This window comes from Actinomyces sp. oral taxon 169 (assembly GCF_013394715.1).
GTDB lineage: Bacteria > Actinomycetota > Actinomycetes > Actinomycetales > Actinomycetaceae > Actinomyces.
Map to the genome: position 1 here is coordinate 609,163 of NZ_CP058259.1, position 25,380 is coordinate 634,542.

Below are 25,380 nucleotides of genomic sequence, written 5' to 3' on the forward strand. Positions count from 1 at the left end.
TGCGTGTGTCTTTCACACTCCGGGCTTGTTCCCGGAGGCGGGCTCCTTTGCCCGTAGATTGGGCCGCATATGGGTACAGCAATGGGACGCGCAGCGCCGCCGGCAGGGCGCGGGAGCGCTTTGGAGCAGATCGACTCCCGGCCCCTGACGGGCCATCAGCGAAGCATCATCGCTCTGGCCGTCGTCGCCAACATCTCTGAGTTCTTCGACATGTTCCTCATCGGCTTCGCCGTCGTCCAGCTTCAGAAGGAATGGAGCCTGGGCGGCTTCGAGACCGGTGTCATCCTGGCCTGCTCGGGGCTCGGGACAGTGCTCGGAGCGGTCCTGTGGGGCTGGGCCGCCGACCGGATGGGCCGACGACGCACCTTCTTCTGGTGCGTCCTGCTCTTCACCGTCTTCACCCTGGCCTCAGTGTTCACCCCCACCGGCTGGTGGATGATGCTGGCCCTGCTGCGGGTACTGGTCGGAGTGGGCGTCGGGGGCCTCAACATCGTCTCCATCCCCTACGTCCAGGAGTTCGTGCCCACCAGGCAGCGCGGTCTGCTGGCCGGACTGGGCTCGGTGTTCATCCCGCTGGGGCTCTTCCTGGGCTCCCTGGCGCAGCGGCTCCTGCACGACAACTGGCGCGGCCTCATCGCGCTGGGGGTCGTCCCGATCCTCCTGCTGGCCTGGATCCGGATCGTCCCCGAGTCGCCCCGCTTCCTGCTCTCCCACGGCCGCGAGCGCGAGGCCCGCGAGTCCATCGCCTGGGCCCTGGAGCTGAGCCCCGACGCCGTCGGAGCCCTGCCGCCGGTGCGGACCGGGCCGCGCATCGCCTACGGCGAGCTGCTGCGCAAGCACCTGCGGCCCCTGCTCATCGTCTCGGTGGGCTCCTTCTGCTTCATCCTGGGCTCCTTCACCGTGCAGTCCTGGGGACAGACGCTCCTGGAGGTCGGCTTCACCGACATCGGCGCCGACGCCGTGGGGACACTGTTCATGGGGGTCTCCCTGGTGGATCTGCTCGGCCGCCTGGCCTCGGCCTGGCTTGCCGACCGGATCGGGCGGCGCTGGACCGTGTTCTCCTTCGGTCTCATCGGGGCGCTCGGAGCGGTCATCGTGGCCCTCTCCGCCCACTGGGAGACCTCGTGGATCGTCTTCTTCACCGGCATCTGCCTCACGATGGGCTTCGGCGACGGCGCCTTCGGGATCCTCAACGCCTTCGGCGGTGAGCAGTTCCCCAACAGTGCCCGGGGCACGGGGCTGGGCCTGGGCTACGGCATCGGCGCGAGCGCCAAGGTCATCGGGCCCCTGCTCATGGGGGTGATGATCGGCTCCGGCAGCCTTCAGGATCTGGCGCACCCGCTGGCGGCCGTCTTCCCGGCCTTCCTCTTCTTCGCGGTCATGCTGGTCCTGGGCGGCTTCATCTACCTGCTGGCCCGCGAGACCAAGGGCGAGAGCCTCGAGGACATCTGAGTGCCCAAGCGCTTCGAGGGCGTCAGCGGCGGCGGGCTCAGGACTTCCAGGCGGTGGCCGGGTAGAAGGCGCTCTCGTTGCAGAACCCGTAGGGCGTCACCGTCACTATCTCGTGCTGGCCGCCGGTTCTGGACTGTGAGATCACCTCACCGGTGTCCAGGTCGATGAGGTGCAGGCGGCCGCCACTGAGGGTGAGGTAGAGGATGGAGCCGTAGATCGCCGCACTCTGGTAGGACTCCTCCTCGGTGGACTCCCGGGTCAGCAGCGCGGTCGCTGAGCCGTTCTTGCGGACCTGGATGTGGTCGGTCCTCCTGATGACGTACCCGTTGCTCGCGGTCAGGGTGGGGTGCGTGTCCTCCTTGTCGACCGGCAGGTCCGTCAGCTCGGTGCGCTCACCGGTGGCGAGGTTGATGCTCAGCTCGGGGTAGGGCGGCTCCTTCGTGCGGCTGTCGATCGCGTAGAGGTAGCCCCGGTGCACGAGCTGTGCGCTCAGGTTCTCGATGGGGTGGGTGAGGCCGTCGGCGAGCGTGACGATGGCCGTCTGGACCTTCGCGTCGTCACCGAGCAGGGCCACCGCCTCGCCGCCAGCCACCGCGCAGAAGCTCTGGGAGGTGGCGGAGGCCAGGTCGAACTGCACGGACAGGTCCTTCGCAGACAGCCGCAGGGCCCGGTGCGGGACGCTGGTGGTGACCAGGAGGCCCGCGCCGTCGGAGGTCAGCGTGATCGAGGAGCCGGCGCGGTAGGTCGACTCCCTCGCCTTGAGGGCGAGATTCTCCCCGAGCAGCGCGCTGGCGACGATGCGGCGGTCGGCCAGACGGATCTTGAGCAGACTGACCCGTCCCCGGTTCTCGGGGCGCTCGTCGAGGACGTCCTCGCGGCCGGTGATGAGGTAGGCGAACTCGTCGTCGCAGGTAGCGGCGCAGGTGAACTGCTCGGTGACGAGTGTGCCGGGGCTGGGGGCGATGGGGTTGCCTGTGGGAACGCCGCCGACGGGGGGAGCAGTCATCGACTCGATGCGATACCCGTGCTCGGAGTCCTCCGGCACGATGCCGTAGGTCGTCGGCCCCTTCAGGTCAACGATGATGGGGCGGTCGCCGGACAGGCCGGTGGTCTCGTCATCGCTGTTGACGTCATAGGCGATGAGAAAGGAGCCGTGGACGGTCTCGATCATCGCGTTGGTGGGCCAGGGATGGTTCTGATTCTCCTTGACGCGCAGAGGCCATACCGCCTCACCGCCGAAGTCGGTCGGGATGGAAGGGGCCTTCGGGGGCGTGGACAGTGACGCGTGAAGGACGGTGGGGGGCTGAGGGGTCAGGGTGCGTGCGATGCGCTGGCGGACGTCCGCGCAGCCGCTCAGGGACAGGGCACCGGCGCCCGCGGTGGCGCCGAGAGCGGCGGTGAGAAAGACGCGACGACGCATGATGACCTGCCCGGTACTGACTGTGCGGAATAACGGGGACATGCTACGTGGCCGGGTGCGGTTGATCGGAGATATTCCGCACCCGGCCACGTGGATGATCTCGATTTGTTTCAGACCTACCGGTTGTCAGTGCTCCGGGTGCTCGACGACGGCGGCCGGGGCTGCGCCGTCGTGGTTAGCGGAACCGGCATGGTCGGCGGAGGCATCCGAGCCCGGCAGGTGGCTGCCCACCATGTCGGTCAGTCCGGTGCCCACGAGGCTGCGCAGGATGAGATCGAGCTGCTCGACGTTGTTGGCCACCGCCTTGGGCAGGGCGGAGGCGCCCTCGGTGGAGATGATCGACAGGTCGCGCACGCTGGCCAGCGGCTCGCTCAGGGCCCTGGCGATCTCGGGGGCCTTGTCCAGCAGCATCTGGCGGGTGGCGGCCTCGCCGTACTTGGCCAGGGCGTCCGCCTTGTCGCTCATGGCCTTGGCCTCGGCCTCACCGGCGGCGCGGATCGTGTCGGCCTCGGCCTGGCCGCGGGCCGCGATCGCGTCGGCCTCGGCGCGGGCCCGGGCGGCGGTCGCCTTGGCCTCGGCCTCGGCGCGGGCCACGGTGGCCTGGGCCTGGGCCTCGGCGTCCAGGCGGGTGCGCTCGGCGTCGGCCTGGGCCCGCAGCAGCGCCTCGGTCTTGGATGCCTGAGCCTCCTGCTCGCGCTGGTAGCGGGCGGCGTCGGCGGGCTTGCGCACCGTGGAGTCCAGCTCGCGCTCGGTCAGGGCGGCCTTGGCCTCGGCCGCCTCCTGCCCGATGATGGCGATCTCGCGCTCCTTGGCGGCGCGGGCGATCGGGCCGGCGGAGTCGGCGTCGGCCTGGGCCTTGTCCGTCTCGGCCTTGAGCTGGGCCTGACGCAGGGACAGGTCGCGCTCGCGCTCGGCGATCTGCTGGCGGGAGGTGACCTCGGCGTCGCGGGCCTCGCGCTCGGCGTTGGCCCGCGCGATGCGGGCGTCCTTCTCGACGCGCTGCTGCTCGGGCACGCCCAGGGACTCGATGTAACCGCCGGCATCGGTGATCTCGGAGACCTGGAGCATGTCGATCTCCAGACCCATGTTGGCCATGATGCTCTTGGCGTCGTCGAAGACGTTGCGCTGCAGGGCGTCGCGGTCGGAGATGAGGTCGGTGACCGTCATGTGGCCGATGATCGAGCGCAGGGAACCGATGAGCGCCTCCCGTGCGGAGTCGGCGATGGCCTGGTCCGTGTTGGGCTTGCCCAGGAAGCGCTTGGCGGCGGCCCGCACCTGCTCGTCGGAGTCGCCCACCTTGACGGCGGCCACGGCGGCGACGTTGACGTTGATCTTGTTCTCGTCCTCGGCGGTGACCTTGAAGCCGATCGTGGTCTGAGTGAAGGGCAGGTACTGGATGGTCTGGATGACCGGCAGGACGAAGTCGCGTCCACCGGGGTGGACGATCTTGACCGTGCCCCGGTTCGATCCGGAGATCAGACCGGTGAGGTTGGAGGGGACGACGACGATGCGGCTGAACAGGTAGGCGACCGCCGCCAGCACGATGATGGCGACGACGGCGATCAGGCCGATGAGTGATACACCCATGCGGGTTCCTTTCTATGCGGGAAGGTGGGATGAAGGAGGACGGTGGGCAGACGGCGCTGCAACGGGTGGGGTGCGGTCCGTCAGCGGCTCCCGGTGGGCTCAGTCGCTGATCTACTCCCAGGGGACGATGGCCAGGGTGGAGTCGACGGCGTCGAGCACCCAGGCGCTCTGCCCTGAGCGCAGTGGCTGCTCGGATTGTGCTGGCAAGGTGAGCTGGTGGCCACGCGTGACGGCACGAACCTCACCGCTGCCGTCCTTCCACCACAGGACGGTGACCTTCTCGCCGACCAGCTCGGCGGGGGTGGGTGGAGCCGTGTCCAACGGCATGGAGCGCCTGAGCCGGTTCCACAGCCAGCGCATGAGCGCACCGGATCCGAGGGCCGCTGCGGTGGGAACGCCCCACAGCACCGCCGCCGGTACCTGCGCGGCGGCCGAGCCCGTCGTCGCCGTCACCCCCATACCGATGGCGCCGAACACGGCCACCGGCAGAGCGAGAATCGGCACGAGCCCGTCGGGCAGGAGGGCGTCCAGCAGTCCGTCGAACAGGATGCCGGCCACCAGGACGGTGCAGCCGATGATCGCGCACCAGGCGAAGACGCCCACACCAGCTCCCTTCCGCGCAGGCCCCTCGACCTCCGACACCTGGATTCTGCCACGCAGGCCGGTACGTCAAGTGGGGGTTGGGATGGGAAGAACAACCCAGTTGGACTCAGGCGCCGCGGGCGCGCGGCAGCTGACCGGAGTCCTGCAGGGGCTGCGCAGCCGAGGACCAGGACGTCGCCGTCGGGATGGCTGTCGCAGCAGAGGGGTTGGCGGGAATGGTCATGGTCTCCTGCATAGCCGGATCGGTCCTCTGCTCAGGGCTGGCCGGGGCGGCGGTGCCGGCGGTCCTACCTGTGCCGGCTGTGCTGCCCGTACTGGCTGTGCCAGTCATGGCCGCTGCCTTCCGGTGGGATCCGACGGCGTCGGCGGGGACGGCACCGGCGGCCGCCACTGCCGAGGACTGCTCGGCCTGCTGGGAGGCGGTCAGGATGGGCGGGCCCGACGGGTCGGAGACGGGATGGCCGGCGCTCCCGGGGGCCTGGGCAGAGGCCTGGGGCCCTCCTTGGGGCGGGAGGAGTCCGTAGCCGGCCGCCGTCGTCGGGCCGGCGGCCGCGGCCGGGACCGCAACGGCCGCCGTGGCTGAGGAGGACTGGGGTCCGGTGGTCCCGGTGGTCCCGGTGGCCACGGTGACGGTCTGCGCAGATACAGCCACGGCCCTCACCGGTGACCCGACCTGGCGCTCGGCCGGCGGGCCCGCCTGGGTGCCGGTGTGCTGGGGACGCGGCTGGGCCGGCTGGGGCCTTGCCGGTGGGGAGGCGGACGCGGCCGCTGCGATCGGTGAGGCGGGCGCCTCGGTGGCGTGGCGCCCGGTCTGCGTCCCGGGGGGAGTCGAGGCCAGAACCGGCTCGGTCTCCTCGGTGTTGGCTGAGGCCGTCGACGCTCCCGAGGTCACCGCCACGGAGGCGGACAGGGGCGATGTCGTCACCGTCCCCGTGACCGTGATCGCGTCAGGGGCCGCGGTCGCCTGCATGGATGAACCAGACAGGGCGGCCTGGGTCCGTCGACGCCGGGAGATGCGACTGGGGGTCGGGTCCTCGAAGACTCTCCTGGGCACCTGGGGCTCTCGGTGATTTCTCGGACCTGCGGAGGAGTGCTGGGGCTGGACCTCAGGTGCGGAGGTCTGCTCCGGTGGCGCCGACTGGACGCCGGCGGCCTGTGGCGGGGCCTCGGGCAGAGAGGCGGTGGACGGCCCTGAGGGCGCGTCGGTCCGCGGCTCCGGGAGGGAGGCGGCAGCCGCTGGGGCCGACGGCTCCGCGCCGCCGGGGCGCTCACCCAGGACGGAGACCGACGAGGCTGGCGCGGCCACCGGCGCATGCGAGCCGGTGGCGGTCGTCGTCGCGGGCGCCGCTGGCACCACCGTCCGGGCCGGCTCGGGAATGGTCATGGAGCGTGCCGGAGCCGCTGCCCGCCCGCCTCGGGGCCCGGGGGTGATCGGAGGCCAGACGACATCGGCGTTGGACACTGGGGTCGCGGCCGGCCTGGAGGGCGCTTCCGAGGTCCTCCGCTCCACCCGGCTGCGCGCCCGCCGTGAGCGCCGCCGGGGCTCGGAGCCGGAGGCGTTGGCGCCGTCCGCGGCGGGTACGGCCCTCGTGGTTCCAGTGACCCCACTGGCCCGTGTGGCCCCTGCGGGGGAGGCGGGACTCGGGTAGTCGGCGAACTTGGCGATGTGGTCCAGGTCGTAGTGGGTCGGGTCCTGCCCGGCGTTGCGCAGCACGTCCTCCAGAGGACTGAGTAGGGCCAGCCGGAAGGCGGGGTCGACGCAACGGGCGTTGACCGCGCCCCAGATCTGGTCGGCGGTCAGGGACTCCTCGGAGGATCCCAGGTCGTTGCGGATCGCGGTGACCAGGTCCGACTCCAGGCGCGCGTAGGCCATGGCGTAGGCACTCGGCCACGGGGCCTCGGGCCGCTGAGTGCGCAGGAGGGCGAAGTTCCGCATGGCGCGCAGCACCTCGTCCGAGCCACCCACCAGGGCCCCCACCCGCAGGCGGTCCAGCGCCTCGTTCTTCATCGTCCCGGTGCCCTCGGGGCCCAGCAGGTGCTTGGAGTCCTCGACGACCTCACGCAGGAAGACCCGGTAGGCCGCGACGCTGTCAGGGGTCGTGCGCTCCTTGGTCATCGAGCGCAGCCGCTCGGCGGCGTGACGCGCCGCCAGGCGGGCCGAGCTGGCCTCGGACTGGACCTCGTTGATCCGCGAGATGCTCGCCCGGGAGATCCGTGAGGCCTCTTTAAGGGCCAGGTCCGCATGCGCCGTCGAGCGCCGTGCGGCGAAGACGGCGGCAACGGCGACCAGGATGGAGACACCGGCTGCGATAGTGGCCACGACGGCGACGACGGACAGATCCATACCCCTATCCTGCCCGTAATCGACTCGGTGGTGCCGCGAAAAAAGGACCTCCCCAGATAGTCCCCAGAATCTCTGCGGGTGACGCCCAGGCCGGACGGTGGCCGCGCTCACGCTGAGGAGGGCGGCAGGAGGACGCCGCCAGGGCGGTGCGTCGGGAGGGGGCGCCGGTCGCTTCGGCGCGCATCCGCTCCGGCAAGGCCGCGGCAACCTGCACCGATATGCACAGGGTGAGACCCTCGGTGCCCGAGGCGCCCCACTCGGGCCCGTGGCGCGGTAGCGTCAGCACCATGAAGAAACTCATCAACGCCGTTGACAACGTGGTCACGGACGCCCTGCGGGGCATGGCCGCAGCCCACCCCCATGAGCTCGACATCGACCTCGACCAGCACATCGTCTACCGCCGCCTGCCCAAGGAGCAGGGCAAGGTCGCCATCATCTCCGGGGGAGGCAGCGGGCACGAGCCCCTCCACGGCGGCTTCGTGGGCACCGGCATGCTCGATGCCGCCTGCGCCGGAGAGATCTTCACCTCCCCGGTCCCCGACCAGGTGGTGGCCGCCACCAGCGCCGTCGACCGCGGAGCCGGCGTGCTGCACATCGTCAAGAACTACACCGGCGACGTCATGAACTTCGAGATGGCCGCCGAGATCGTCGACGCCGAGTCCGGCATCCAGGTCGCCAGCGTCGTCACCAACGACGACGTCGCCGTCGAGGACTCCCTCTACACCGCCGGACGTCGCGGCGTGGGCGTGACCGTCATGGTGGAGAAGATCGCCGGCGCCGCCGCCGAGCAGGGACGCCCGCTGGACGAGGTCGCCGGTATCGCCGCACGCGTCAACGCCGCCGGCAGGTCCATGGGCATGGCCCTGACCTCCTGCACCGTCCCGGCCAACGGCAAGCCCTCCTTCGACCTGCCCGAGGGCGAGATGGAGATCGGCATCGGCATCCACGGCGAGCCCGGACGCCACCGCGAGAAGATCGCCCCCGCCGCCGAGATCGCCGAGCGCCTCGTCACCCCCATCCTCGCCGAGCTCACCGAGCTGTACAGTGCCGGCGCCGACGAAGGCGTCATCGCCATGGTCAACGGCATGGGCGCCACCCCGCTGCTCGAGCTCTACCTCATGTATGGGGAGATCGCCAGACTCCTTCAGGACGCCGGGATCACCGTGGCCCGCAACCTCGTGGGCAACTACATCACCAGCCTCGACATGGCCGGCTGCTCCCTGACCCTGGTGCGCGCCGACGCCGAGCTGCTGAGCCTGTGGGACGCCCCCGTCAACACGCCCGGCCTGCGCTGGGGAGCGTGAGGACCTGACACAATCGGGGTGCCCGATCGCCTGCGGGCACCCCAAGGAGACTGTAAGGAGAAGCGACATGACCGCAGAGGTGGGAGCCGCCCGCCACTCGCTGAGCGTGGCGGACCTGGCGACCTGGGTGCGCCGCAGCGCCGCACTCATCGCCGAGCACGCCGAGGAGCTCACCGACCTGGACGCCGCCATCGGCGACGCCGACCACGGCACCAACATGAAGCGCGGCCTGGCCGCCGCCGCCGAGGCGGTGCAGGCCGGCAGCTTCGCCAGCGCCGACACCCTGCTCAAGAAGGTCGGCACCACCCTGGTCTCCACCGTCGGGGGTGCCTCCGGGCCCCTGTACGGCACCTTCTTCCTGCGCGCCGGGGGCGCCGTGGCCGGCCTGGAGGTGCTCGACGCCCAGGCGCTCGCGGGCGCCCTGGAGGCCGGGGTCGGCGGTCTCGCCGCACGGGGGCGGGCCACCACGGGGGAGAAGACCATGCTCGACGCCTGGAGTCCGGCCCTGGAGGCTCTGCGCGCCCATCCCGGCGACCTCGCCGCCGGCGTCGCGGCCGCCGTGCAGGCCGCCGCCGAGGGGCGCGAGGCCACCAAGCCCATGGTGGCCACCAAGGGGCGGGCCTCCTACCTGGGGGAGCGCTCGGTGGGGCACATCGACCCCGGTGCCGCCTCCACCGTCCTGCTGCTGACAGCCCTCGACGACGTCGTGGCCGGAAGGGTGTCGTGATCCCGGTGAGTCCTGACAGTTCCGCAAACCTTCCCCAGTCCCCAGCGGTCCCCGAGTCGGAGCGGCCGAGCGGTGGCGCCGTGAGCGTCGGCATCGTCCTGGTCTCCCACTCCCGGGCCCTGGCCGAGGCCGCCCTGGACCTGGCGCGCCGGCTCATCGTGGCCGTCGACGTCCCCGTCGAGCTGGCCGCGGGCCTGGCCGACGGCGGGTTGGGCACCGACCCGGGGGCCGTCGTCGAGGCCGTGGAGCGCCTCGCCGAGCGCTGCGAGGGCGTCCTGGTCCTGGCCGACCTGGGCAGCGGGATCATGAGCGCCGAGATGGCCCTGGAGATGCTCGATCCGGCCCTCGCCGAGCGGACGCGCCTGTCGGCGGCGCCCTTCGTCGAAGGGCTGCTCGGTGCCTACGGCGCGGCCGGCATCGGCAAGGACCTTCAGGCCGTGGCCGCTGAGACCGACGGCGCCGCCGAGGCCAAGCGATCCCAGGTGGCCGCCTTCTGACGTGACGGCTGACGCGCGTCGTCGCATCAGCCGTCACGTCAGGGGCCGCCGGGCCGGTTCACGCGCGGTTGGCGAAGCGCTCCAGGAGGGCGGCGTCCCCGCCGACGACGAGCACGTCCTCGGCTGAGACCAGGGTGTCCGGGGTGGCGTACTCGAAGGGCTCGCCCGGGCTCATGAGACCGAAGACGGTCACCCCGTAGCGCGAGCGCACCTTGGACTGTCCGATGGTGAATCCGTGCAGCTCCGTGGGCGGACGCATCTTGACGATGGTGAAGCCGCCCTTCTCCATCTCGATGTAGTCGAGCATCCGGCCCGAGACGAGGTGGGCGGCACGCTGACCGGCGTCGAACTCGGGGTAGACGACGTGCTGGGCTCCGATGCGGCGCAGGATGCGGCCGTGGGCGCGGGAGATGGCCTTGGCCCAGATCTGGGGGGTCTCGAGGTCCACGAGGTTACCGGTGATGAGGACGGAGGCCTCCAGGGAGGTCGCCACCCCCACGACCGCGGTGCCGAACTCGGTGGCGCCCAGCTGCTCGAGGGCCTCCACGTCCGTGGCGTCGGCCTCCACCAGGGGGATGCGGCCGGTCCACTGGCGCACGGTCGCAGGATTGGCTTCCACGGCCAGTACCTCGCGCCCCAGCCGGTCCAGGGTGGCGGCCACGGCCGAGCCGAAGCGTCCCAGCCCGATGACGAGCGTGGAGTCGGTGCGCGAGAGCGGGGCAGGCATGAGGTCTCCTGAGGTCGGCCGTGAGGCAGTGGCCCCTACGCTACCGCCTGCGGCGACGTCGGAGGCTCAGGCCGATCCCGCAGGCCACCAGGACCGTCGCCGCCCCGGCCAGGATCCACGTCATCATCGTGAAGCCGCCGGAGTAGGCCTCGATCTGCGCGCGGTCGACGAGCTGGGCCTTGAGGGTCTCGATGATCTGCTTGCCCGCGGGCGACTGCGGCAGGGCCTGAGCGCGCATCATCGCCTCCATGGCTTCCGCCCTGACCTGCGCGGCATGGTCGGTCACGTAGTCCTGGGCGTGCTGGGTGGCGTAGGAGGTCATGAGTGCCACTCCGAAGGAGCCACCGATCTGCTGCGCGGCGCTCAGGATCGCCGAGGCCAGTCCGGTCCGCTTCGCGTCCACCCCGCGAGTGCCGGAGTTGAAGGTGACCGGCATCGTCAACCCCAGGCCCATCCCGAAGACGATGAGGCCGGGCAGTGCCACGTGCTCGTAAGTCGATTCCGTGGTCATGCGGGAGAAGATGAGGAAGGAGCCCGTCAATACTGCCAGCCCCAGTGGCAGGGTGCCGCGCGCCCCGAGCCTGGGCACGATGATGCGCCCGGCCGGGATTGCGGTGGCGATCAACGCAAGGACCATCGGGAGGAAGACGACCCCGCTCTTGAAGGGCGAGTAGCCGAAGTGGTTCTGCATGTAGTAGGTCAGGTAGATGATCGCCCCCATCTGGGCGGCGCCGGCGACGAACTGCGTGGCGTAGGAGGCCGCCCGCACGGGCAGTGCCATCATCGACAGGGGCAGCACCGGGCGGCTCGCGAAGCGCTCGCGGACCACGAACAGCACCGCGGCGATGCCGCCGAGAGCAAGCCAGCTGACGGTGGACGTGGATGTCCAGGAGGTCTGCTGGGCCCGGTCGAGCCCGTAGACGGCGCTGAAGCAGGCCCCGCATCCCAGGACCAGGCCGCTCAGGTCGTCAGTGATGCGTGAGGCGCGGTCGCGCTGGTCGGCCGGCGGGAGGCTGCGCTGCCCGATGAGCAGGGAGGCGGCGGCCAGGAGAATGTTGATGTAGAGGGCCCAGCGCCAGCTGAACCAGTCGGTCAGCGCCCCGCCGACAAGTAGTCCGACGGCCGCTCCCAGGCCGCCAGTGGCGCCGAAGATCGCGAAGACCCGCTCGCGCTCAGTGCGCTCGGTGAAGGTGACATTGAGCAGTGACTGCGAGGTGGGGGCCAGTAGGGCGCCGAAACAGCCCTGGGCCACGCGGGCCGCCAGCAGGACTGGGAAGGAGGTCGCCATCCCGGCTGCGAGGCTGGCGATCCCGAATCCGATCAGACCGACCTGGTAGGAGCGGCGGATGCCGACCACGGCGCAGAGCCTTCCCCCGAAGAGCACGAGGCCGCCGAAGGCCAGGCTGTAGCCGGTGACCGTCCACGGGCTCTGGGACACGGTCATTCTCAGGTCCTCCTGCATGTGCGGCAGAGCGATGGCGATGATCGTCAGATCCAGGACGATCATCAGCTGGGTGAGGACGGCGCTGACCATGACCGCACGTCGATTGGGCCGCTGCGCGGCCGCGGGAGTCTCCTCCTGTGTCGTCTCCTGTGCTGGCTCGGTCTGCTTGAGAGTGGATGTCGCTGTGAGTGTCATCGCGAACTCCATATCAAAACTATCGTTTTCGTTTGCGTTTGGGAGTCTAGGCTTCCTGCGACACCTAGTCAACAACGATCGTTTCGATTTGTGATGTCTGGGGTCACCTATGCTGGGGGTATGCCACGAGTGACCGCCGCCTACCGGGAGCGTCAGACCGACCGGATCCTGCAGGCCGCCGAGGAGTGCTTCGCGCGCAACGGCTTCCAGGCCACCTCCATGGACGAGGTCATCGCCGCGGCCGGAATGTCGTCGTCGACCGTCTACCGCTACTTCCCCGAGGGCAAGCGCTCCCTCATTCGGGCGGTCTTGACCAGGCGCATGGGGCCGCTCGTCGAGCGGATCAAGCGGATCGCCGAGTCCGAGGAGCCGCTCGACTTCGAACGGGACTTCATAGAGGCGCTGACCCTGCTCAACTATCAGCGGCACGGCGCGGCAGCCGGCTCAGAGGCGGACCGGCAGGATGACGCCCATGAGGCTCCTGGCGACGTCGGTCTGAGCTCCTGGGCGCCTCTGGCCTACCATGCCTGGGGGGAGCTGACCCGTGATCCTGAGATGAGCGTCCTGGTCCAGGAGAGCTACCGGGACATCCACGGCGGTCTTATCCGCCTGTGCCGCAACGGGCAGAGGGTGGGAACGATCTCCTGCCGTCTGAGTCCCGATCAGCTGGCCTCCCTCATCCAGAGCGTCTCCTTCGGCCTCATCGTCGAGCAGCTCATCACCGGCCGTGCTGATGTGGAGAGTGCCGCCGCCACTCTCAGGCAGCTGCTCGCTCCAGAAGGGGCCTGATCCAGACAGTTCCCGACGGCGTTCACCGGTTCCTGGAAACAGGGGCCGTCCGACGTCAGTGGGGTTGCCGCCCCGGTCAGCCGATCATCGGGCTGGCCTCGGGCATCCGGATGACACGGCGCCGCTCGCGCAGCGCCAGGGCGCTGGCCGCCGTCATGGTGCCCACGCGGCCGACGAACATGAGCGCCACGATGACGTACTTGGCCCCGTCTGGCAGGGAGGGCGTGATGCCCGTGGACAGGCCCACGGTCGCGAAGGCGCTGATGACCTCGAAGAGGATCCGGTCCAGGGACAGGTTGGTCATCTGCAGCAGCAGGAGTGTGGCCAGCCCGATGATGCTGGAGCCGATGAAGGCCACCGCCACGCTCAGGCGCACGGTTGAGGGGGTGATGCGCCGCCCGAAGGCCTCGATGTCCTGGTCACCGCGGGCCTCGGCGAGGATCGCCAGCAGCAGGACCGCGAAGGTCGTCACCTTGATGCCGCCGGCCGTCGAGGCCGAGCCGCCCCCGACGAACATGAGGGCGTCCTGAAGGAACCAGGTCGCCTCGTGCATGTGCTCGGGCGGGATCGTGGACAGCCCCGAGGAGCGGGCGTTGACGCCGTTGACGAGCGCGGTCATGATCTTCCCGCTCGTGGGCAGGGAGCCGTAGGTGAGTGGGTTGTTCCACTCGAAGGTGGCGATGGCGATGGTCGAGGCGACCGTGAGGGCCAGGTAGGTCGTCAGGGTCAGCTTGGTGTGCAGGCTCCACGTGCGGGGGCGGCGGCGTCGGCCCATGATGTCCAGGATGACGGGGAAGCCGACGGCGCCCATGAAGGTCCCCAGGATGATCGGCAGGCCGATCCACCAGTCGGTGGAGTAGGCCTCCAGGCCCTCGGGCATGATGACGAAGCCGGCGTTGTTGAAGATCGACAGCGCCATGAAGACCGCGTACCACAGGGCGTGGCCCACATCGAGGCCGTGACTGAGGAAGGGCGGCAGCAGCATGAGCGTCAGGAGGAGCTCGCAGCCGGCGGCCGTGTAGATGACGGCGCGCAGCAGCCGCCCCACCTCACCCAGGCGCGACTGGTTCTCCGAGGCCGCCAGCATCCGCTGAGTCAGTCCCACGTGCCGGGACACCGCCAGGGACAGCAGGGAGGCCAGGGTCATGACTCCCAGACCGCCCACGGCCGCGGCCAGGATGATGACGACGTGTCCGAAGGTGGACCAGTAGATCGCCGTGTCCACCGTGCTCAGGCCGGTGACGCACACGGCCGAGGTGGCGGTGAACAGGGCGTCGAGGAAGTCGGCGTGCTCCCCGCTGGTCGTGGCGATGGGGAGGCTGAGGAGGCCGGTCACCACCACGATGATGGCCGCGAAGACGATGACGGCCAGCCGGGCCGGGTAGAAGCGGGCTGCCCTCGCGATCTGGCCGAGGGGCTCGATGTGCCTGAGCAGACGGCGAATCCCAGTGGGCTCCGTGCCTGGTAGTGGGGGGCGGGGCAGCGGCTCCTCGAGGGGGCCGGCTCCCTCTGCGGAGCTCGGGTGCTTCTTGTGGCGCTTCCACGCATGGCCGACGACGCCCACGAGTGGGGCGTGCCAGTGGGCCTGACGTCGCCGGCCGGCCTGGGAGGCGCCGCGCTTCCCGGTCGGGGTCTCGCCGCGGGATCTGCGGCCGGGCTCCGGCTCCTGGGCGGTGTCTGTCTGGGGCACGGTCGCCATTGTGGTCCCGCTGGTGGGGCTTCGTCACGTTTCCCGGTGTCGTGGGTCGGGTGTGTTCGGGTGGGGCCGGTGAGCGGGCTCCGGTACTCGCTGTTCTGACGGCCGGATCAGGGGTGGGTCAGCGAGGTTGCGGCAGCGACGATTGGTGACCGAGTGTGAAATGCGACGCCTGTGGCGAATGGTGCCCGAGAATCCCTGTGCGAAGGCTGGTGCGGAGATATATTGGCTGTGTTCCTGCCCCGACGGGGCCACCCGCGACGAACGGACCTCAAGCTCATGGCACCGGGCCTTCCCACATCCCCCAGCGCCTCCGGCGCCCCCTCGTTCCTCACCGTGGCTGAGGTGGCGGCGATGCTGCGCGTGTCCAAGATGACCGTCTACCGGATGGTGCACTCCGGCGATCTGCCTGCGATGCAGGTCGGACGCTCCTTCCGCGTCCCCGAGCGCGCCGTTCACGACTACCTGTCCGCAGGTCTGGGTGACTGGGGCCACGACGCGTCAGAGGCATCAGGGTCCTAGGAGCCGCTACACTCAGGCGGTCACCTGCGTGGTCGGCCGCTGAGCCTCACGCGCCGACCAACCGCCCCATGGCATAACCCTCGCCGGCCTGCCTCGGCCCGCAGGGAGGGTCTGCGGGCACTACAAGCGAACTGCGAGGAGATCTCATGGGATCCGTCATCAAGAAGCGCCGCAAGCGCATGGCCAAGAAGAAGCACCGCAAGCTGCTTCGCAAGACGCGTCACCAGCGTCGCAACAAGAAGTGAGACGAGCGGCCCGTCCGCGTCTCGGGGCTCCGTGCACACTACTGGTGTGAGCGGGGCCCTGCTTGTCTCACGAGGAACCGATCAGGAAGAGCGGAGACCTCCGTTGACCACCACCCCAGATGACCGCGCCCCCATCGATCCGTCAGCTGCACCGCGGGCTGCGACGTCGACCGAGCCGTCGATCGATCCGCGCCTGGCGGAGGGTGACTGCACCGTCCCGCTGAGTGCCGACGTCGACCCCTCGGCCTGGCCCGAACCCGTCCAGGCCCTGGCGCACACGCCCGACTCCGGCGCTCGGCCGACCAGCCTGGCCGAGCTGACCACGCTCCGCGTGGGCGGCCCGGTGGGCAGCTACGTCGAGGCCACCACGCAGAGCGAGCTGACCGAGGCGATCCGCGAGGCCGATGCCGCCGGAACGCCCGTCCTCGTCATCGGCGGCGGCTCCAACATCTTGGCCTCCGACGCCGGCTTCGACGGTCTCGTCATCCGGGACGCCCGCGCCGAGGTCTCACTCGTCTCGGATTCGGTGTGCGGCGGCGTCGAGGTCACCGCCACCGCCGGCACCACCTGGGACGACCTGGTGCGCGAGGCCATCGCCAGCCAGTGGGCCGGGTTCGCACCCCTGTCCGGGATCCCCGGCACGGTGGGCGCCGCCCCCGTGCAGAACATCGGGGCCTACGGCGCCGAGGTCGCCGAGCTCATCGCCAGCGTGCGCGCCTGGGACCGTCTGCGCAACCGGGTGGTCTGGCTGGCCCTGGGCGAGCTGGGGCTGGCCTACCGGGACTCGCGTCTCAAGCAGTCCCTCACCGACACGGAGGTGGGTGGCGGGCGCCTGTGGGGGCCGACCGGGCGCTGGGTGGTCCTCGACGCCACCTTCGCCGTGCGGCAGGGCTCCCTGTCCTCCCGGATCGCCTACTCCCAGCTGGCCGGGGCACTCGGAGTCGAGCTGGGTGAGCGCGTGCCCGAGCGCGAGCTGCGTGAGGCGGTTCTTGAGCTGCGCCGTTCCAAGGGGATGGTGCTGGACGGTGCCGACCACGACACCTGGTCGGCCGGCTCCTTCTTCACCAACCCGATCCTGACCACGGAGCAGGCCGAGCAGCTGCCCGAGGGCGCGCCGCGCTTCCCGGTCACCGACCACTCGCAGGTGGTGCTCGGTACCAAGGCCGCCCCCGTCATCGAGGGGCTGGTCAAGACCAGTGCCGCCTGGCTCATCGACCACGCCGGCTTCAGCAAGGGCTTCGCCGTGGAGGCCGGCGCACCGGCCGGGCTTTCCACCAAGCACGTGCTGGCCTTGACCAACCGGGGCGGTGCGACTGGGGCCGACCTGGCGCGCCTGCGCGACGCGGTGGTGGCCGGAGTGCGTGAGCGTTACGGGGTCACACTCGTGCCCGAGCCCGTCCAGGTCGGCTTCTAGGCCGCCTGTCCAAAGCCGTGGCGGCCCCGTGGTTCGCCGTGCGAAGATGTGGTCCGTTGTGGGCGCCCCCTGGCTCTGGGGAGTGGGCGTTGCTGGCACGGCCCCTGATCCTGGGGCGTGGTCCTGCGTCCCGGAATCCTTATCCGGGCGTGCTCACAGCCGGTTCTAGCCCCTATCGTGCGAGCGCGTCAGGGTCGAGGTCGCCGGCCTCCGGGCCGTCGGACTGCGCTCCCGGAGCCTGGTCGGGTGCCGCCAGCCAGGCGTCCACCTCGGCCAGCCAGGTCCGCTTGGCCGTCGGGGAGGCCAAGCAGGCGTGGATCGAGCCGCGGGCCAGTTCGGCCAGCTCGGCGTCGTCGCAGCCCAGGGCCCGGGCGATCTCGTACTGGTCGACGAGGCGGGACTGGAAGAGCAAGGGATCATCGGCGCTCAGGGCGATCTGCGCTCCGTGGCTCATGAGCGTGCGCAGAGGGACGTCGTCGGGGCTGTGATAGACGCCCAGGCTCACGTTGGAGGCGGGGCAGACCTCGAGGCTGATGCCAGAGGCGACGATCGCGTCCAGCAGCGCGGGGTCCTCACCGGCGCGTACCCCGTGGCCCAGGCGTGTGGGGCCGAGCGCGGAGACGACCTCGCGCAGGTGGTCGGGCCCTAAGAGCTCGCCTCCGTGCGGCATGGAGGCCAGGCCGCCCCGGCGGGCGATGGCGAAGGCCCGCTCCCAGGAGGAGGTCTGCCCGGCGCGCTCATCGTTGGACAGGCCGAAGCCGATCACCTCGCCCGGCTGGTCTCCGGCGTAGCGCACCGCCAGGCGCGCGAGCGTGCGGGCGTCCAGCGGGTGACGCATCCGGGAGGCCGCCACAATGACCGCCACCTCCACCCCGCTCAGGGTCGTGGCCTGCTTGGCGGCGTCGAGGATGATCTCCAGGGCCGGGGTGATCCCTCCGACGAAGGGGGCGTAGCTGGTCGGGTCGACCTGGATCTCCAAGCGGCGCGAGCCCTCGACGGCGTCATCCAGGGCGGCCTCCAGGACGATGCGGCGCATGACCTCCTCAGTACGCACCAGGGCCCGGGCCGTGTCATAGGCGCGCTGAAAGCGGAACCAGCCGCGCCGGTCAGCGGGCACGCGCAGCGGATCGCCGTCCAGGAAGTTCGAGGGCAGACGCGTGCGCGCGCTGGAGGCCAGCTCAATGAGGGTCTCCAGGCGCATCGACCCCGTGAAGTGCAGGTGCAGGTGCGCCTTGGGCAGGGTGGCGAGGTCTCGCATGGGTGGATTCTTCCACGTGTTCGCACTCCACCGGCAGCCCTCCCACGCGAGGCGGGAGGCACCGAAGTGTCACGATTGGCGACTTTTCCGGCAGGCTCCGACAGCCTGTGAGGGGAGAGGCGGGAGCGGACCAGCGCAGATAGTGGAGAGGCGCCTGGCCACTCCGCCTCGACTCGACCTAAAAGTCGCCTGGAGTGACAGATCTGTGCCCCTGCACGTCCTCCATCTGGACCACCCAGCGCGTCGTGCGGGGACGGACGGGCTTCCGCTGTTGTCGAACACCAGGGGCCGTTTTGGAGGCGAACCATCAGGTGGGTGGGGCAGACTAACTGCTATGAACCACTCGTCGGCGTCCCAGGAGCCCGAGGAGGTGGCCCTGCTGACGGGGCCGCGTGCCGCGTCCGTGCTCTCCGCCGCCCTCGCCCCGGCCGGCCAGCGTCTGGCCAGCTGGGAGGTCCACTCAGTCCACCATCGCCCTGGAGCGGGGGTGTCGGTGGGGTACACGGCCGTTGTCGTCGCGCCCAACGGGCGTTCCACCACCGAGTACCTGTGCGCCACGACGGCTCGCCTGTCCAACCCGCACGCACCGGGACTGACCCGGGTGGCCCCCACCGGCGGGGACGGCCCCGCGGTCCATGTGTGGCGCCACCCGGCCGACCCCGAGCTTCCCGGCCTGGTGGTGGCCTGCACGCCCTCGCTGCTCTCGGCCCGGATCGGCACGCAGGTCAAGGCCACAATGGTCGCCTACCGGCCCACGCGTCGAGCGGTCGTGCGCGCCACTTTCCCGGATGAGACCACCGCCTACGCCAAGGTCCTGCGCCCGAGCCAGGCCCCGTCCTTCGCTCAGCGCCACCGCCTGCTGACGGCCTCAGGCGTGCCCGCGCCCGAGGTTCTGCGGGAGGACCCCGACGGGCTCGTCCTGCTGTCCACCGGTCGGGGAGTGGCCCTGTCCGGTCTGCTGTCCCAGGGCATGAGCGTCTCGCGCAGTGAACGCGTCTTCAACGGTCTCATCTCACTGCTGGATGCCCTGCCGGCCAGCGCCATGCAGCTGCCGGCGCACGCCGCCTGGTCGGAGCGGGCCCGCCACTACGCGCACGCCGCCGCCACGGTCCTGCCCGAGCACGCCGCCCGCGCTCGGGCTGTGGCAGAGGGGGTCGAGCAGCTCATGGCCGCCTCCGACGCCGGTCGGCCGGTCCCGGTCCACGGCGACTTCTACGAGGCCAATGTCCTCATGGAGGGCGAGTCCGTCACCAGCCTGCTCGACGTGGACTCCCTGGGGCCCGGCTACCGGGTTGACGACCTGGCCTGCCTGCTGGGGCACGTCAGCGTGCTGGACCACCTGGCGCCCGCCTCCTACCCGAAGCTGCGCCCCATCCTGGAGACCTGGACCCGCATGGCCGAGCGGCAGGTGGATCCGGTCTCCCTGCGTGCCCGCTGCGCCGGCGTGGTCCTGTCCCTGGTGGCCGGCGCCCGCCGCGAGGACGGCGGTCCGTGGCGCCCCGACGCCGAGGGCCGCCTGGCCCGGGCCGAGACATGGCTGGCGCAGGGCCGCGAGATCCAGGCCCGCCGCGGCGCCCACTGACACTCCCGCCGGATGCTCGGCTCGAGGCCGTCAGAAGCGGATGAGTGACTTCCTGGAGATGGTGAATCCTCGTCCAGTGATCGTGTTCCAGCAGGTCATCCCCTTGGACTGCGAGGTGCAGGCGTAGTCGGAGAACATCGTGGTCTCCCCGTACTCGAGCGTGTGGAAGGTGTCCCCGGACTGTCCCAGGTACTCCTCTCCGCAGCGGACCTCGGTGCGACCGGCGAGCGCCACGATGGAGAACTCCCGATCGGGGCAGTCCTGCATCCCGGAGGAGGCGTAGTTCCTCTCCAGGATCGAGCAACCGACTCCCTCGTTGGAGAGGATGCAGGAGATGTTCTTCGACGGGGTGTCCACGTACTGGTAGGAGTACGTCGTTGTGGACGTGGGAAGGGCGGGGCCGCTGGGGAGTATCGGCCCGGCGGTGGGAGGTGCGGCCTGCTCTGCCGCAGTACCCGCGCTTGAGGAGGGGGCCGCAGTAGCGGCCGGGGCGGATGTCGTATCGGACTGTCGTCCACGGTTCGCCAGCAGCATGCCACCGAAGACTCCGGCCGCAGCGACGACGAGGATCAGAACGACAATCAGTGCGGTCATCAGCCCAGCATGAGAGTTGGAACGAGGCGCAGGACGGTCGAGGGACGGTGCCGGTGCCGCCGAGACTGTTGGGGCGCTGTCGGACATGGGTGGTGCTGTGGTCCCTGGGGCTGAAGCCGTTGCTGGCGCTGCCGACGAGGCTTCCAGCGCCATCGTCTGAGGAGCTGTCTCGACGGGGATCGCGGAGTACGTCGAGACGCTGCTTTAGTCCGCGGTTGATGCCGTGGGCAGGTACGCGGTTTCCGCGGTCCTCGGACGGTTCGTGTCTGATGCGTCCGTGGCGCTGGTGGGGGACGCGGGTGAGACGTTGGGGAGATCGTTCGCGCCCATCTGGAGAACATGCTCGCGCAGCACTGCGGGGATAGCGGGATTGGCGGCGACGACCGGTCGCAGATTGGGAAATGCCTTGGCGAGGTACTCCAGCACCTCGGGCTCAGTACTGGGGTCGGCGGCACGACGTTCATCGTCGGGAGTGTGGGCGGGCACAATTCGGATGATAGGTCTTTGAAGCATACAGAAGGCCCGTCCGCAACCACATTGGTATCAAACGCCGAGCCGGGCAGGTTTCGCGGCGCCCGACAGACTCTCTGTCGGCTGGCGCGAAACCTGCCCGGCTCGATGGCGGAGGCGGAGCCTCAGGCGCTACTCGACCTCGGCCAGCAGCTTCTGGACCCGGCCCACTCCCTCGACCAGGTCGTCGTCGCCCAGCGCGTAGGACAGCCGCACGAAGCCCGAGGGGCCGAATGCCTCACCGGGAACGATGGCGACCTCGGCGTGCTCGAGGATGAGCGCGGCCAGCGTGGCCGAGCTGTCGATCGTGGTGCCGCGCAGCGTGCGCCCCACGAGCCCCTCGATGCTGGGGTAGGCGTAGAAGGCGCCGCGGGGCACGGGCACGGTCAGTCCCTCGATCTGCGAGAGCATCTCCACCATCGTGCGCCGGCGCCGGTCGAAGGCGGTGCGCATCTGCTCGACGGCGGCCAGGTCGCCGCTGACGGCTGCCAGCGCCGCGCGCTGCGAGACGTTGGCGACGTTGGAGGTCAGGTGCGACTGGAAGTTCGTGGCCGCCTTGATGACGTCGCTGGGGGCGATCATCCAGCCCACGCGCCATCCGGTCATGGCGTAGGTCTTGGCCACGCCGTTGAGGACGATCGTCTGCTCAGCCAGCTCGGGAACCAGCTTGACGACGTGCGCGCTCTGGGCGCCGTCGTAGAGGAGGTGCTCGTAGATCTCATCGGTGATGACCCAGATCCCGTGCTCCAGGGCCCACTGGCCGATGGCGGTGAGCTCCTCGGGCGTGTAGACCGAGCCGGTCGGGTTGGACGGCGAACACAGCAGCAGCACCTTGGTGCGCTCGGTGCGGGCGGCCTCGAGCTGGTCGACGCTGACCTTGTAGTCCTGGTCGGCCCCGGCGAAGACCTCGACCGTCGTACCTCCGGCGAGGGCGACGGCCTCGGGGTAGGTGGTCCAGTAGGGCGCGGGCAGCAGGACCTCGTCGCCGGGGTCGACGAGTGCGGCGAAGGCCTGGAAGACGGCCTGCTTGCCGCCGTTGGTGACCAGGATGTCATCGGGGGAGACCTCGTAGCCGGAGTCGCGCAGCGTCTTGGCGGCGATGGCCTCGCGCAGGACTGGCAGTCCCTTGGCGGGGGAGTACTTGTGGTTGGCCGGGTCCTTCGCGGCGGCGACGGCGGCCTCAACGATGTAGTCGGGGGTGGGGAAGTCGGGCTCTCCGGCGCCGAAGCCGATGACGGGGCGGCCTGCGGCCTTGAGGGCCTTGGCCTTGGCGTCGACGGCCAGGGTGGCGGAGGGGGCGATGGCGGACAGTCGGGCGGAAACGCGGTGCGTGGGTGCAGGTGTCACCCGACCATGGTCCCACGACCAGCGACATCCGTGCGTCTGAAACACGTCTGATCCGCTGATGACGACGCCGGAGAACCTCCTAGGCGCCTCCAGGGCTCCTCCGGGGACGTGGCAAGGCGCTGCACCCCGGCCGGCCCCGGCGTGGCGCACCCCACGGCCTGCGGTTACCGCAAAGGCTTCCTCGTATGGCAGACTAGAGCACCGCTGAAGGGCAGTGGCGCAATTGGTAGCGCACCGGTCTCCAAAACCGGCGGTTGTGGGTTCGAGTCCCGCCTGCCCTGCTGAGAACGGCGGATCTGTCGGGAGATCCCGTCGGTTTCGTCTTCTCCCCGCTGTGCGGGAACTGACCTGACCGTCGACCCTGAGGACCCAGATTCATGAGCGAGAGCGCACGCGCTGCGACAGGCAAGTCGGCCACCAAGCGCGGCTTCTTCGGGCGCATCGCCCTGTTCATCCGCCAGGTCATTGACGAGCTGCGTAAGGTCGTCTGGCCCACCATGAACGAGCTGTGGACCTACTTCACGGTAGTGGTCGTCTTCATCATCGCCATCATGGCCTTCACCGGGGTACTGGACTTCGCCTTCAACCGGGCCGTCATGTGGCTCTTCGCCTGACCTCCCGGCCTCTGCGGCCGTACCCTCATTGGGGATGCGCGGTTGCGCCCCTGACCACGTCTACTCCCGACGCCGCTGCTGCTCGCGCGGCCCGTCGCATCCGCTCGTCTCACGCCACTGGAAAGCAGGTACACCATGTCTGAGGATGTCTCCTCGCAGACCACTCCCGACGACGTCGAGGCCCTGACCTCGCTCGCGACCGACGAGGCCGGTGACGCCGTCGAGCCGGTTGAGGCCGCCCAGGCCGATGCGACCGACGAGGCGGCCCAGGCGCAGGTCGACGACGCCGCTGAGCCGGCTGTGCCGGTAGAGGAGGCGCCCGTCGTCGACCCGCTGGCCGAGTTCCGCCGCCAGATGTCGGCCCTGCCGGGGCAGTGGTACGTGCTGCACACCTACTCCGGCTACGAGCGCCGCGTGGCCGCCGACATCATGGCCCGCGCCGAGAACTTCGAGGTCGAGGACTACATCTTCGACGCCACCGTCCCCATGGAGACGGTCATCGAGATCAAGAACGGCAACAAGAAGAAGGAAGTCTCCCGGGTGCGCATCCCCGGCTACGTGTTCGTGCGCATGGACCTGGATGACCCGGAGACCTCGGACAAGGTGTGGCGCACCATCAAGGACACCCCGGCGGTGACCGGCTTCGTGGGTGACCGCTACAACCCGGTGCCGCTGACCTTCGAGGAGGCCGTCGCCCAGCTCGGCCCCACGCCCGAGGAGCTCGCCGCCAAGGAGGCCGCCGCCGCGGAGGCCACGGCCCCCGAGTCCGGCTCCGGCACCCAGATCGCTACGGGTGGGCAGGTCTTCGAGGTCGCCTTCGAGGTCGGCGAGTCCGTCATCGTCACCGACGGCCCCTTCGAGTCCTTGCCGGCGACGATCGCCGAGATCCACCCCGAGACCCAGAAGCTCCAGGTGCTCATCTCCCTGTTCGGCCGCGACACTCCGGCCGAGCTCTCCTTCACCCAGGTCGCCAAGATCTGAGGCGGACCTGAGGACAGGCCCCGTCAGCCGTTGTGGCCCGACGACGCAAGCAGGCGTCGTCGGGCCACAACCGCCTGGGTCGCCCAGCGGCCACGGCACGGGAGCCGTGAATCACAGGCAGATCTCCTGTGATACCGCGCACCGGGCGCCCTGCTCGGCCCGGCAGAGGGCTACGATGAGCGCTTGTGTGTGCGCATGCACCCACGGCTGCACGGCAGGCGTGCAGCACATCCGGACAAGTAAGAAGGACCCATTCCTATGGCCCCCAAGAAGAAGGTCGCCGGGCTGATTAAGCTCCAGATCCAGGCCGGCCAGGCCAACCCCGCTCCGCCGATCGGCCCCGCCCTGGGTGCCCACGGCGTCAACATCATGGAGTTCTGCAAGGCGTACAACGCGGCGACCGAGTCGCAGCGCGGCAACGTCATCCCCGTGGAGATCACCGTCTACGAGGACCGCTCCTTCACCTTCATCACCAAGACCCCGCCGGCCGCCGAGCTCATCAAGAAGGCCGCGGGCGTCCCCAAGGGCTCCGCCACCCCCCACACCGTGAAGGTGGCCTCCCTGACCCAGGCTCAGGTGCGTGAGATCGCCGAGTCCAAGATGCCCGACCTCAACGCCAACGACGTCGAGGCCGCCGCCAAGATCATCGCCGGCACCGCCCGCTCCATGGGCATCACCGTCGAGGCCTGAGGCACTCGCCGGCTCACCGGCTCTCTCAACTCAATCCCCATACGAAACCGTGGAAGGGCCTCGCGCGGCCCGAACACCACGACTGCAAGGAGAAGCAGATGACCAAGCGCTCCAAGGCCTACCGCGCCGCGGCTGAGAAGATCCAGTCCGGAGTCCTCTACACCCCGGCCGAGGCCGTTCACCTGGCCAAGTCCACCTCGATCACCAAGTTCGACGCCACCGTGGACGTCGTCTTCCGCCTGGGGGTCGACCCCCGCAAGGCGGACCAGATGGTCCGCGGCACCGTGTCCCTGCCGCACGGTACCGGTAAGACCGCCCGCGTCGTCGTCTTCGCCCAGGGTGAGCGCGCCGAGCAGGCCCTCGCCGCCGGCGCGGACGAGGTCGGTGGCGACGAGCTCATCGAGAAGGTCGCCAAGGGCTACACGGACTTCGACGCCGCCGTGGCCACCCCGGACCTCATGGGCAAGGTCGGCCGCCTGGGCCGCGTCCTGGGCCCCCGTGGCCTCATGCCCAACCCCCGCACCGGCACCGTGACGATGGACGTGGCCAAGGCCGTCTCCGACATCAAGGGCGGCCGTATCGAGTTCCGCGTGGATCGCGCCTCCAACCTCCACTTCATCATCGGCAAGGCCTCCTTCACCGAGGAGCAGCTGACGGAGAACTTCCAGGCCGCCCTGGAGGAGATCCTGCGCCTCAAGCCCTCGACCTCGAAGGGCCGCTACATCCTCAAGGCCACCATGACCACCACCATGGGCCCCGGCATCCCGATGGATGTCACCAAGGCCTGAGGCTCTTTTTCTTCACGACGGCGTCGGCCGCCTCCTCATGCGGGAGGCGG

General features: G+C 70.0%; 24 protein-coding genes and 1 tRNA gene. 14 read left to right on the forward strand and 11 right to left on the reverse strand.

Features of this window, described 5'->3' with window-relative positions; genetic code table 11:
- Positions 1-81: 81 nt before the first annotated feature.
- The gene (locus HW274_RS02540; protein ID WP_075255011.1) at positions 82-1,452 is read left to right on the forward strand and encodes an MFS transporter; all 1,371 of its coding nucleotides are present in this window, start codon (positions 82-84) and stop codon (positions 1,450-1,452) included.
- Positions 1,453-1,489: 37 nt separating this feature from the next.
- On the opposite strand, the gene HW274_RS02545 is transcribed toward HW274_RS02540, so the two are convergent.
- From HW274_RS02545 to HW274_RS12745, 4 genes are all read right to left on the reverse strand, one after another.
- The gene (locus HW274_RS02545) at positions 1,490-2,914 is read right to left on the reverse strand and encodes a hypothetical protein (protein WP_185989119.1); all 1,425 of its coding nucleotides are present in this window, start codon (positions 2,912-2,914) and stop codon (positions 1,490-1,492) included.
- Between the two features lie 84 nt (positions 2,915-2,998).
- Complete coding sequence (locus HW274_RS02550) at positions 2,999-4,459, reverse strand: flotillin family protein (protein WP_075255010.1); 1,461 nt, start codon at positions 4,457-4,459, stop codon at positions 2,999-3,001.
- A 111-nt stretch (positions 4,460-4,570) separates the two neighbouring features.
- The gene (locus tag HW274_RS02555) at positions 4,571-5,062 is read right to left on the reverse strand and encodes a nodulation protein NfeD (RefSeq protein WP_075255009.1); all 492 of its coding nucleotides are present in this window, start codon (positions 5,060-5,062) and stop codon (positions 4,571-4,573) included.
- Positions 5,063-5,168: 106 nt separating this feature from the next.
- Positions 5,169-7,406 carry a hypothetical protein gene (locus HW274_RS12745; RefSeq protein WP_256692540.1) on the reverse strand — a complete coding sequence of 746 codons (2,238 nt, stop codon included), beginning with the start codon at positions 7,404-7,406 and terminating at the stop codon, positions 5,169-5,171.
- Positions 7,407-7,693: 287 nt separating this feature from the next.
- On the opposite strand from HW274_RS12745, the gene dhaK reads away from it, so the two are divergent.
- The 3 genes from dhaK (at position 7,694) to dhaM (ending at position 9,934) form a co-directional block, all read left to right on the forward strand.
- Entirely contained in the window at positions 7,694-8,710 is a 1,017-nt protein-coding gene (dhaK, locus tag HW274_RS02565) for a dihydroxyacetone kinase subunit DhaK (protein ID WP_075255015.1), read from the forward strand.
- A gap of 67 nt (positions 8,711-8,777) precedes the next feature.
- Complete coding sequence (gene dhaL, locus HW274_RS02570; protein WP_075255008.1) at positions 8,778-9,437, forward strand: dihydroxyacetone kinase subunit DhaL; 660 nt, start codon at positions 8,778-8,780, stop codon at positions 9,435-9,437.
- A gap of 80 nt (positions 9,438-9,517) precedes the next feature.
- Positions 9,518-9,934: a dihydroxyacetone kinase phosphoryl donor subunit DhaM gene (dhaM, locus tag HW274_RS02575; RefSeq protein ID WP_075255007.1), complete on the forward strand. Its 417-nt coding sequence runs from the start codon at positions 9,518-9,520 to the stop codon at positions 9,932-9,934.
- 58 nt (positions 9,935-9,992) lie between these two features.
- Here the strand turns inward: dhaM and HW274_RS02580 are convergent, their stop codons facing one another.
- Together HW274_RS02580 and HW274_RS02585 are read right to left on the reverse strand one after the other, a co-directional pair.
- A complete protein-coding gene (locus HW274_RS02580) occupies positions 9,993-10,661 on the reverse strand; it encodes a TrkA family potassium uptake protein (RefSeq protein WP_009394109.1) in 669 nt (222 codons plus the stop codon).
- A 40-nt stretch (positions 10,662-10,701) separates the two neighbouring features.
- Complete coding sequence (locus HW274_RS02585) at positions 10,702-12,300, reverse strand: MFS transporter (RefSeq protein WP_075255006.1); 1,599 nt, start codon at positions 12,298-12,300, stop codon at positions 10,702-10,704.
- Positions 12,301-12,420: 120 nt separating this feature from the next.
- On the opposite strand from HW274_RS02585, the gene HW274_RS02590 reads away from it, so the two are divergent.
- Positions 12,421-13,089: a helix-turn-helix domain-containing protein gene (locus HW274_RS02590; RefSeq protein WP_075255005.1), complete on the forward strand. Its 669-nt coding sequence runs from the start codon at positions 12,421-12,423 to the stop codon at positions 13,087-13,089.
- A 76-nt stretch (positions 13,090-13,165) separates the two neighbouring features.
- On the opposite strand, the gene HW274_RS02595 is transcribed toward HW274_RS02590, so the two are convergent.
- Complete coding sequence (locus HW274_RS02595) at positions 13,166-14,788, reverse strand: TrkH family potassium uptake protein (protein WP_075255004.1); 1,623 nt, start codon at positions 14,786-14,788, stop codon at positions 13,166-13,168.
- A 276-nt stretch (positions 14,789-15,064) separates the two neighbouring features.
- On the opposite strand from HW274_RS02595, the gene HW274_RS02600 reads away from it, so the two are divergent.
- The 3 genes from HW274_RS02600 (at position 15,065) to HW274_RS02610 (ending at position 16,966) form a co-directional block, all read left to right on the forward strand.
- Positions 15,065-15,307 (forward strand): helix-turn-helix domain-containing protein, encoded by a 243-nt coding sequence (locus HW274_RS02600; protein WP_003789249.1) that lies wholly within the window; start codon positions 15,065-15,067, stop codon positions 15,305-15,307.
- Positions 15,308-15,453: 146 nt separating this feature from the next.
- Positions 15,454-15,552, forward strand: a complete 99-nt coding sequence (locus HW274_RS02605; RefSeq protein WP_003792170.1) for a 30S ribosomal protein bS22 — start codon at positions 15,454-15,456, stop codon at positions 15,550-15,552.
- A 103-nt stretch (positions 15,553-15,655) separates the two neighbouring features.
- Positions 15,656-16,966, forward strand: coding sequence for a UDP-N-acetylmuramate dehydrogenase (locus HW274_RS02610; RefSeq protein WP_075255003.1), 1,311 nt, complete (start codon positions 15,656-15,658; stop codon positions 16,964-16,966).
- Between the two features lie 172 nt (positions 16,967-17,138).
- Here the strand turns inward: HW274_RS02610 and HW274_RS02615 are convergent, their stop codons facing one another.
- Positions 17,139-18,224, reverse strand: coding sequence for an adenosine deaminase (locus HW274_RS02615; protein ID WP_075255002.1), 1,086 nt, complete (start codon positions 18,222-18,224; stop codon positions 17,139-17,141).
- A gap of 334 nt (positions 18,225-18,558) precedes the next feature.
- Here HW274_RS02615 and HW274_RS02620 point away from each other — a divergent pair, with 334 nt between their 5' ends.
- Complete coding sequence (locus tag HW274_RS02620) at positions 18,559-19,806, forward strand: phosphotransferase (protein ID WP_003789258.1); 1,248 nt, start codon at positions 18,559-18,561, stop codon at positions 19,804-19,806.
- Positions 19,807-19,836: 30 nt separating this feature from the next.
- Here the strand turns inward: HW274_RS02620 and HW274_RS12750 are convergent, their stop codons facing one another.
- From HW274_RS12750 to HW274_RS02630, 3 genes are all read right to left on the reverse strand, one after another.
- Positions 19,837-20,400 (reverse strand): hypothetical protein, encoded by a 564-nt coding sequence (locus tag HW274_RS12750; RefSeq protein ID WP_256692398.1) that lies wholly within the window; start codon positions 20,398-20,400, stop codon positions 19,837-19,839.
- A 204-nt stretch (positions 20,401-20,604) separates the two neighbouring features.
- Positions 20,605-20,886, reverse strand: coding sequence for a hypothetical protein (locus HW274_RS12755; protein WP_256692399.1), 282 nt, complete (start codon positions 20,884-20,886; stop codon positions 20,605-20,607).
- 156 nt (positions 20,887-21,042) lie between these two features.
- Entirely contained in the window at positions 21,043-22,257 is a 1,215-nt protein-coding gene (locus HW274_RS02630; protein ID WP_075253440.1) for a pyridoxal phosphate-dependent aminotransferase, read from the reverse strand.
- A gap of 208 nt (positions 22,258-22,465) precedes the next feature.
- Here HW274_RS02630 and HW274_RS02635 point away from each other — a divergent pair.
- From HW274_RS02635 to rplA, 5 genes are all read left to right on the forward strand, one after another.
- Positions 22,466-22,538, forward strand: a tRNA-Trp gene (locus HW274_RS02635).
- Positions 22,539-22,634: 96 nt separating this feature from the next.
- Positions 22,635-22,871, forward strand: coding sequence for a preprotein translocase subunit SecE (gene secE / locus HW274_RS02640; RefSeq protein WP_003789264.1), 237 nt, complete (start codon positions 22,635-22,637; stop codon positions 22,869-22,871).
- Positions 22,872-23,006: 135 nt separating this feature from the next.
- Positions 23,007-23,852: a transcription termination/antitermination protein NusG gene (gene nusG / locus HW274_RS02645; RefSeq protein WP_075253441.1), complete on the forward strand. Its 846-nt coding sequence runs from the start codon at positions 23,007-23,009 to the stop codon at positions 23,850-23,852.
- A gap of 258 nt (positions 23,853-24,110) precedes the next feature.
- On the forward strand, positions 24,111-24,542 hold the full coding sequence (gene rplK, locus HW274_RS02650; RefSeq protein ID WP_009233246.1) for a 50S ribosomal protein L11: 432 nt from the start codon (positions 24,111-24,113) through the stop codon (positions 24,540-24,542).
- A 98-nt stretch (positions 24,543-24,640) separates the two neighbouring features.
- On the forward strand, positions 24,641-25,330 hold the full coding sequence (gene rplA / locus HW274_RS02655; RefSeq protein WP_075253443.1) for a 50S ribosomal protein L1: 690 nt from the start codon (positions 24,641-24,643) through the stop codon (positions 25,328-25,330).
- Positions 25,331-25,380: the final 50 nt, after the last annotated feature.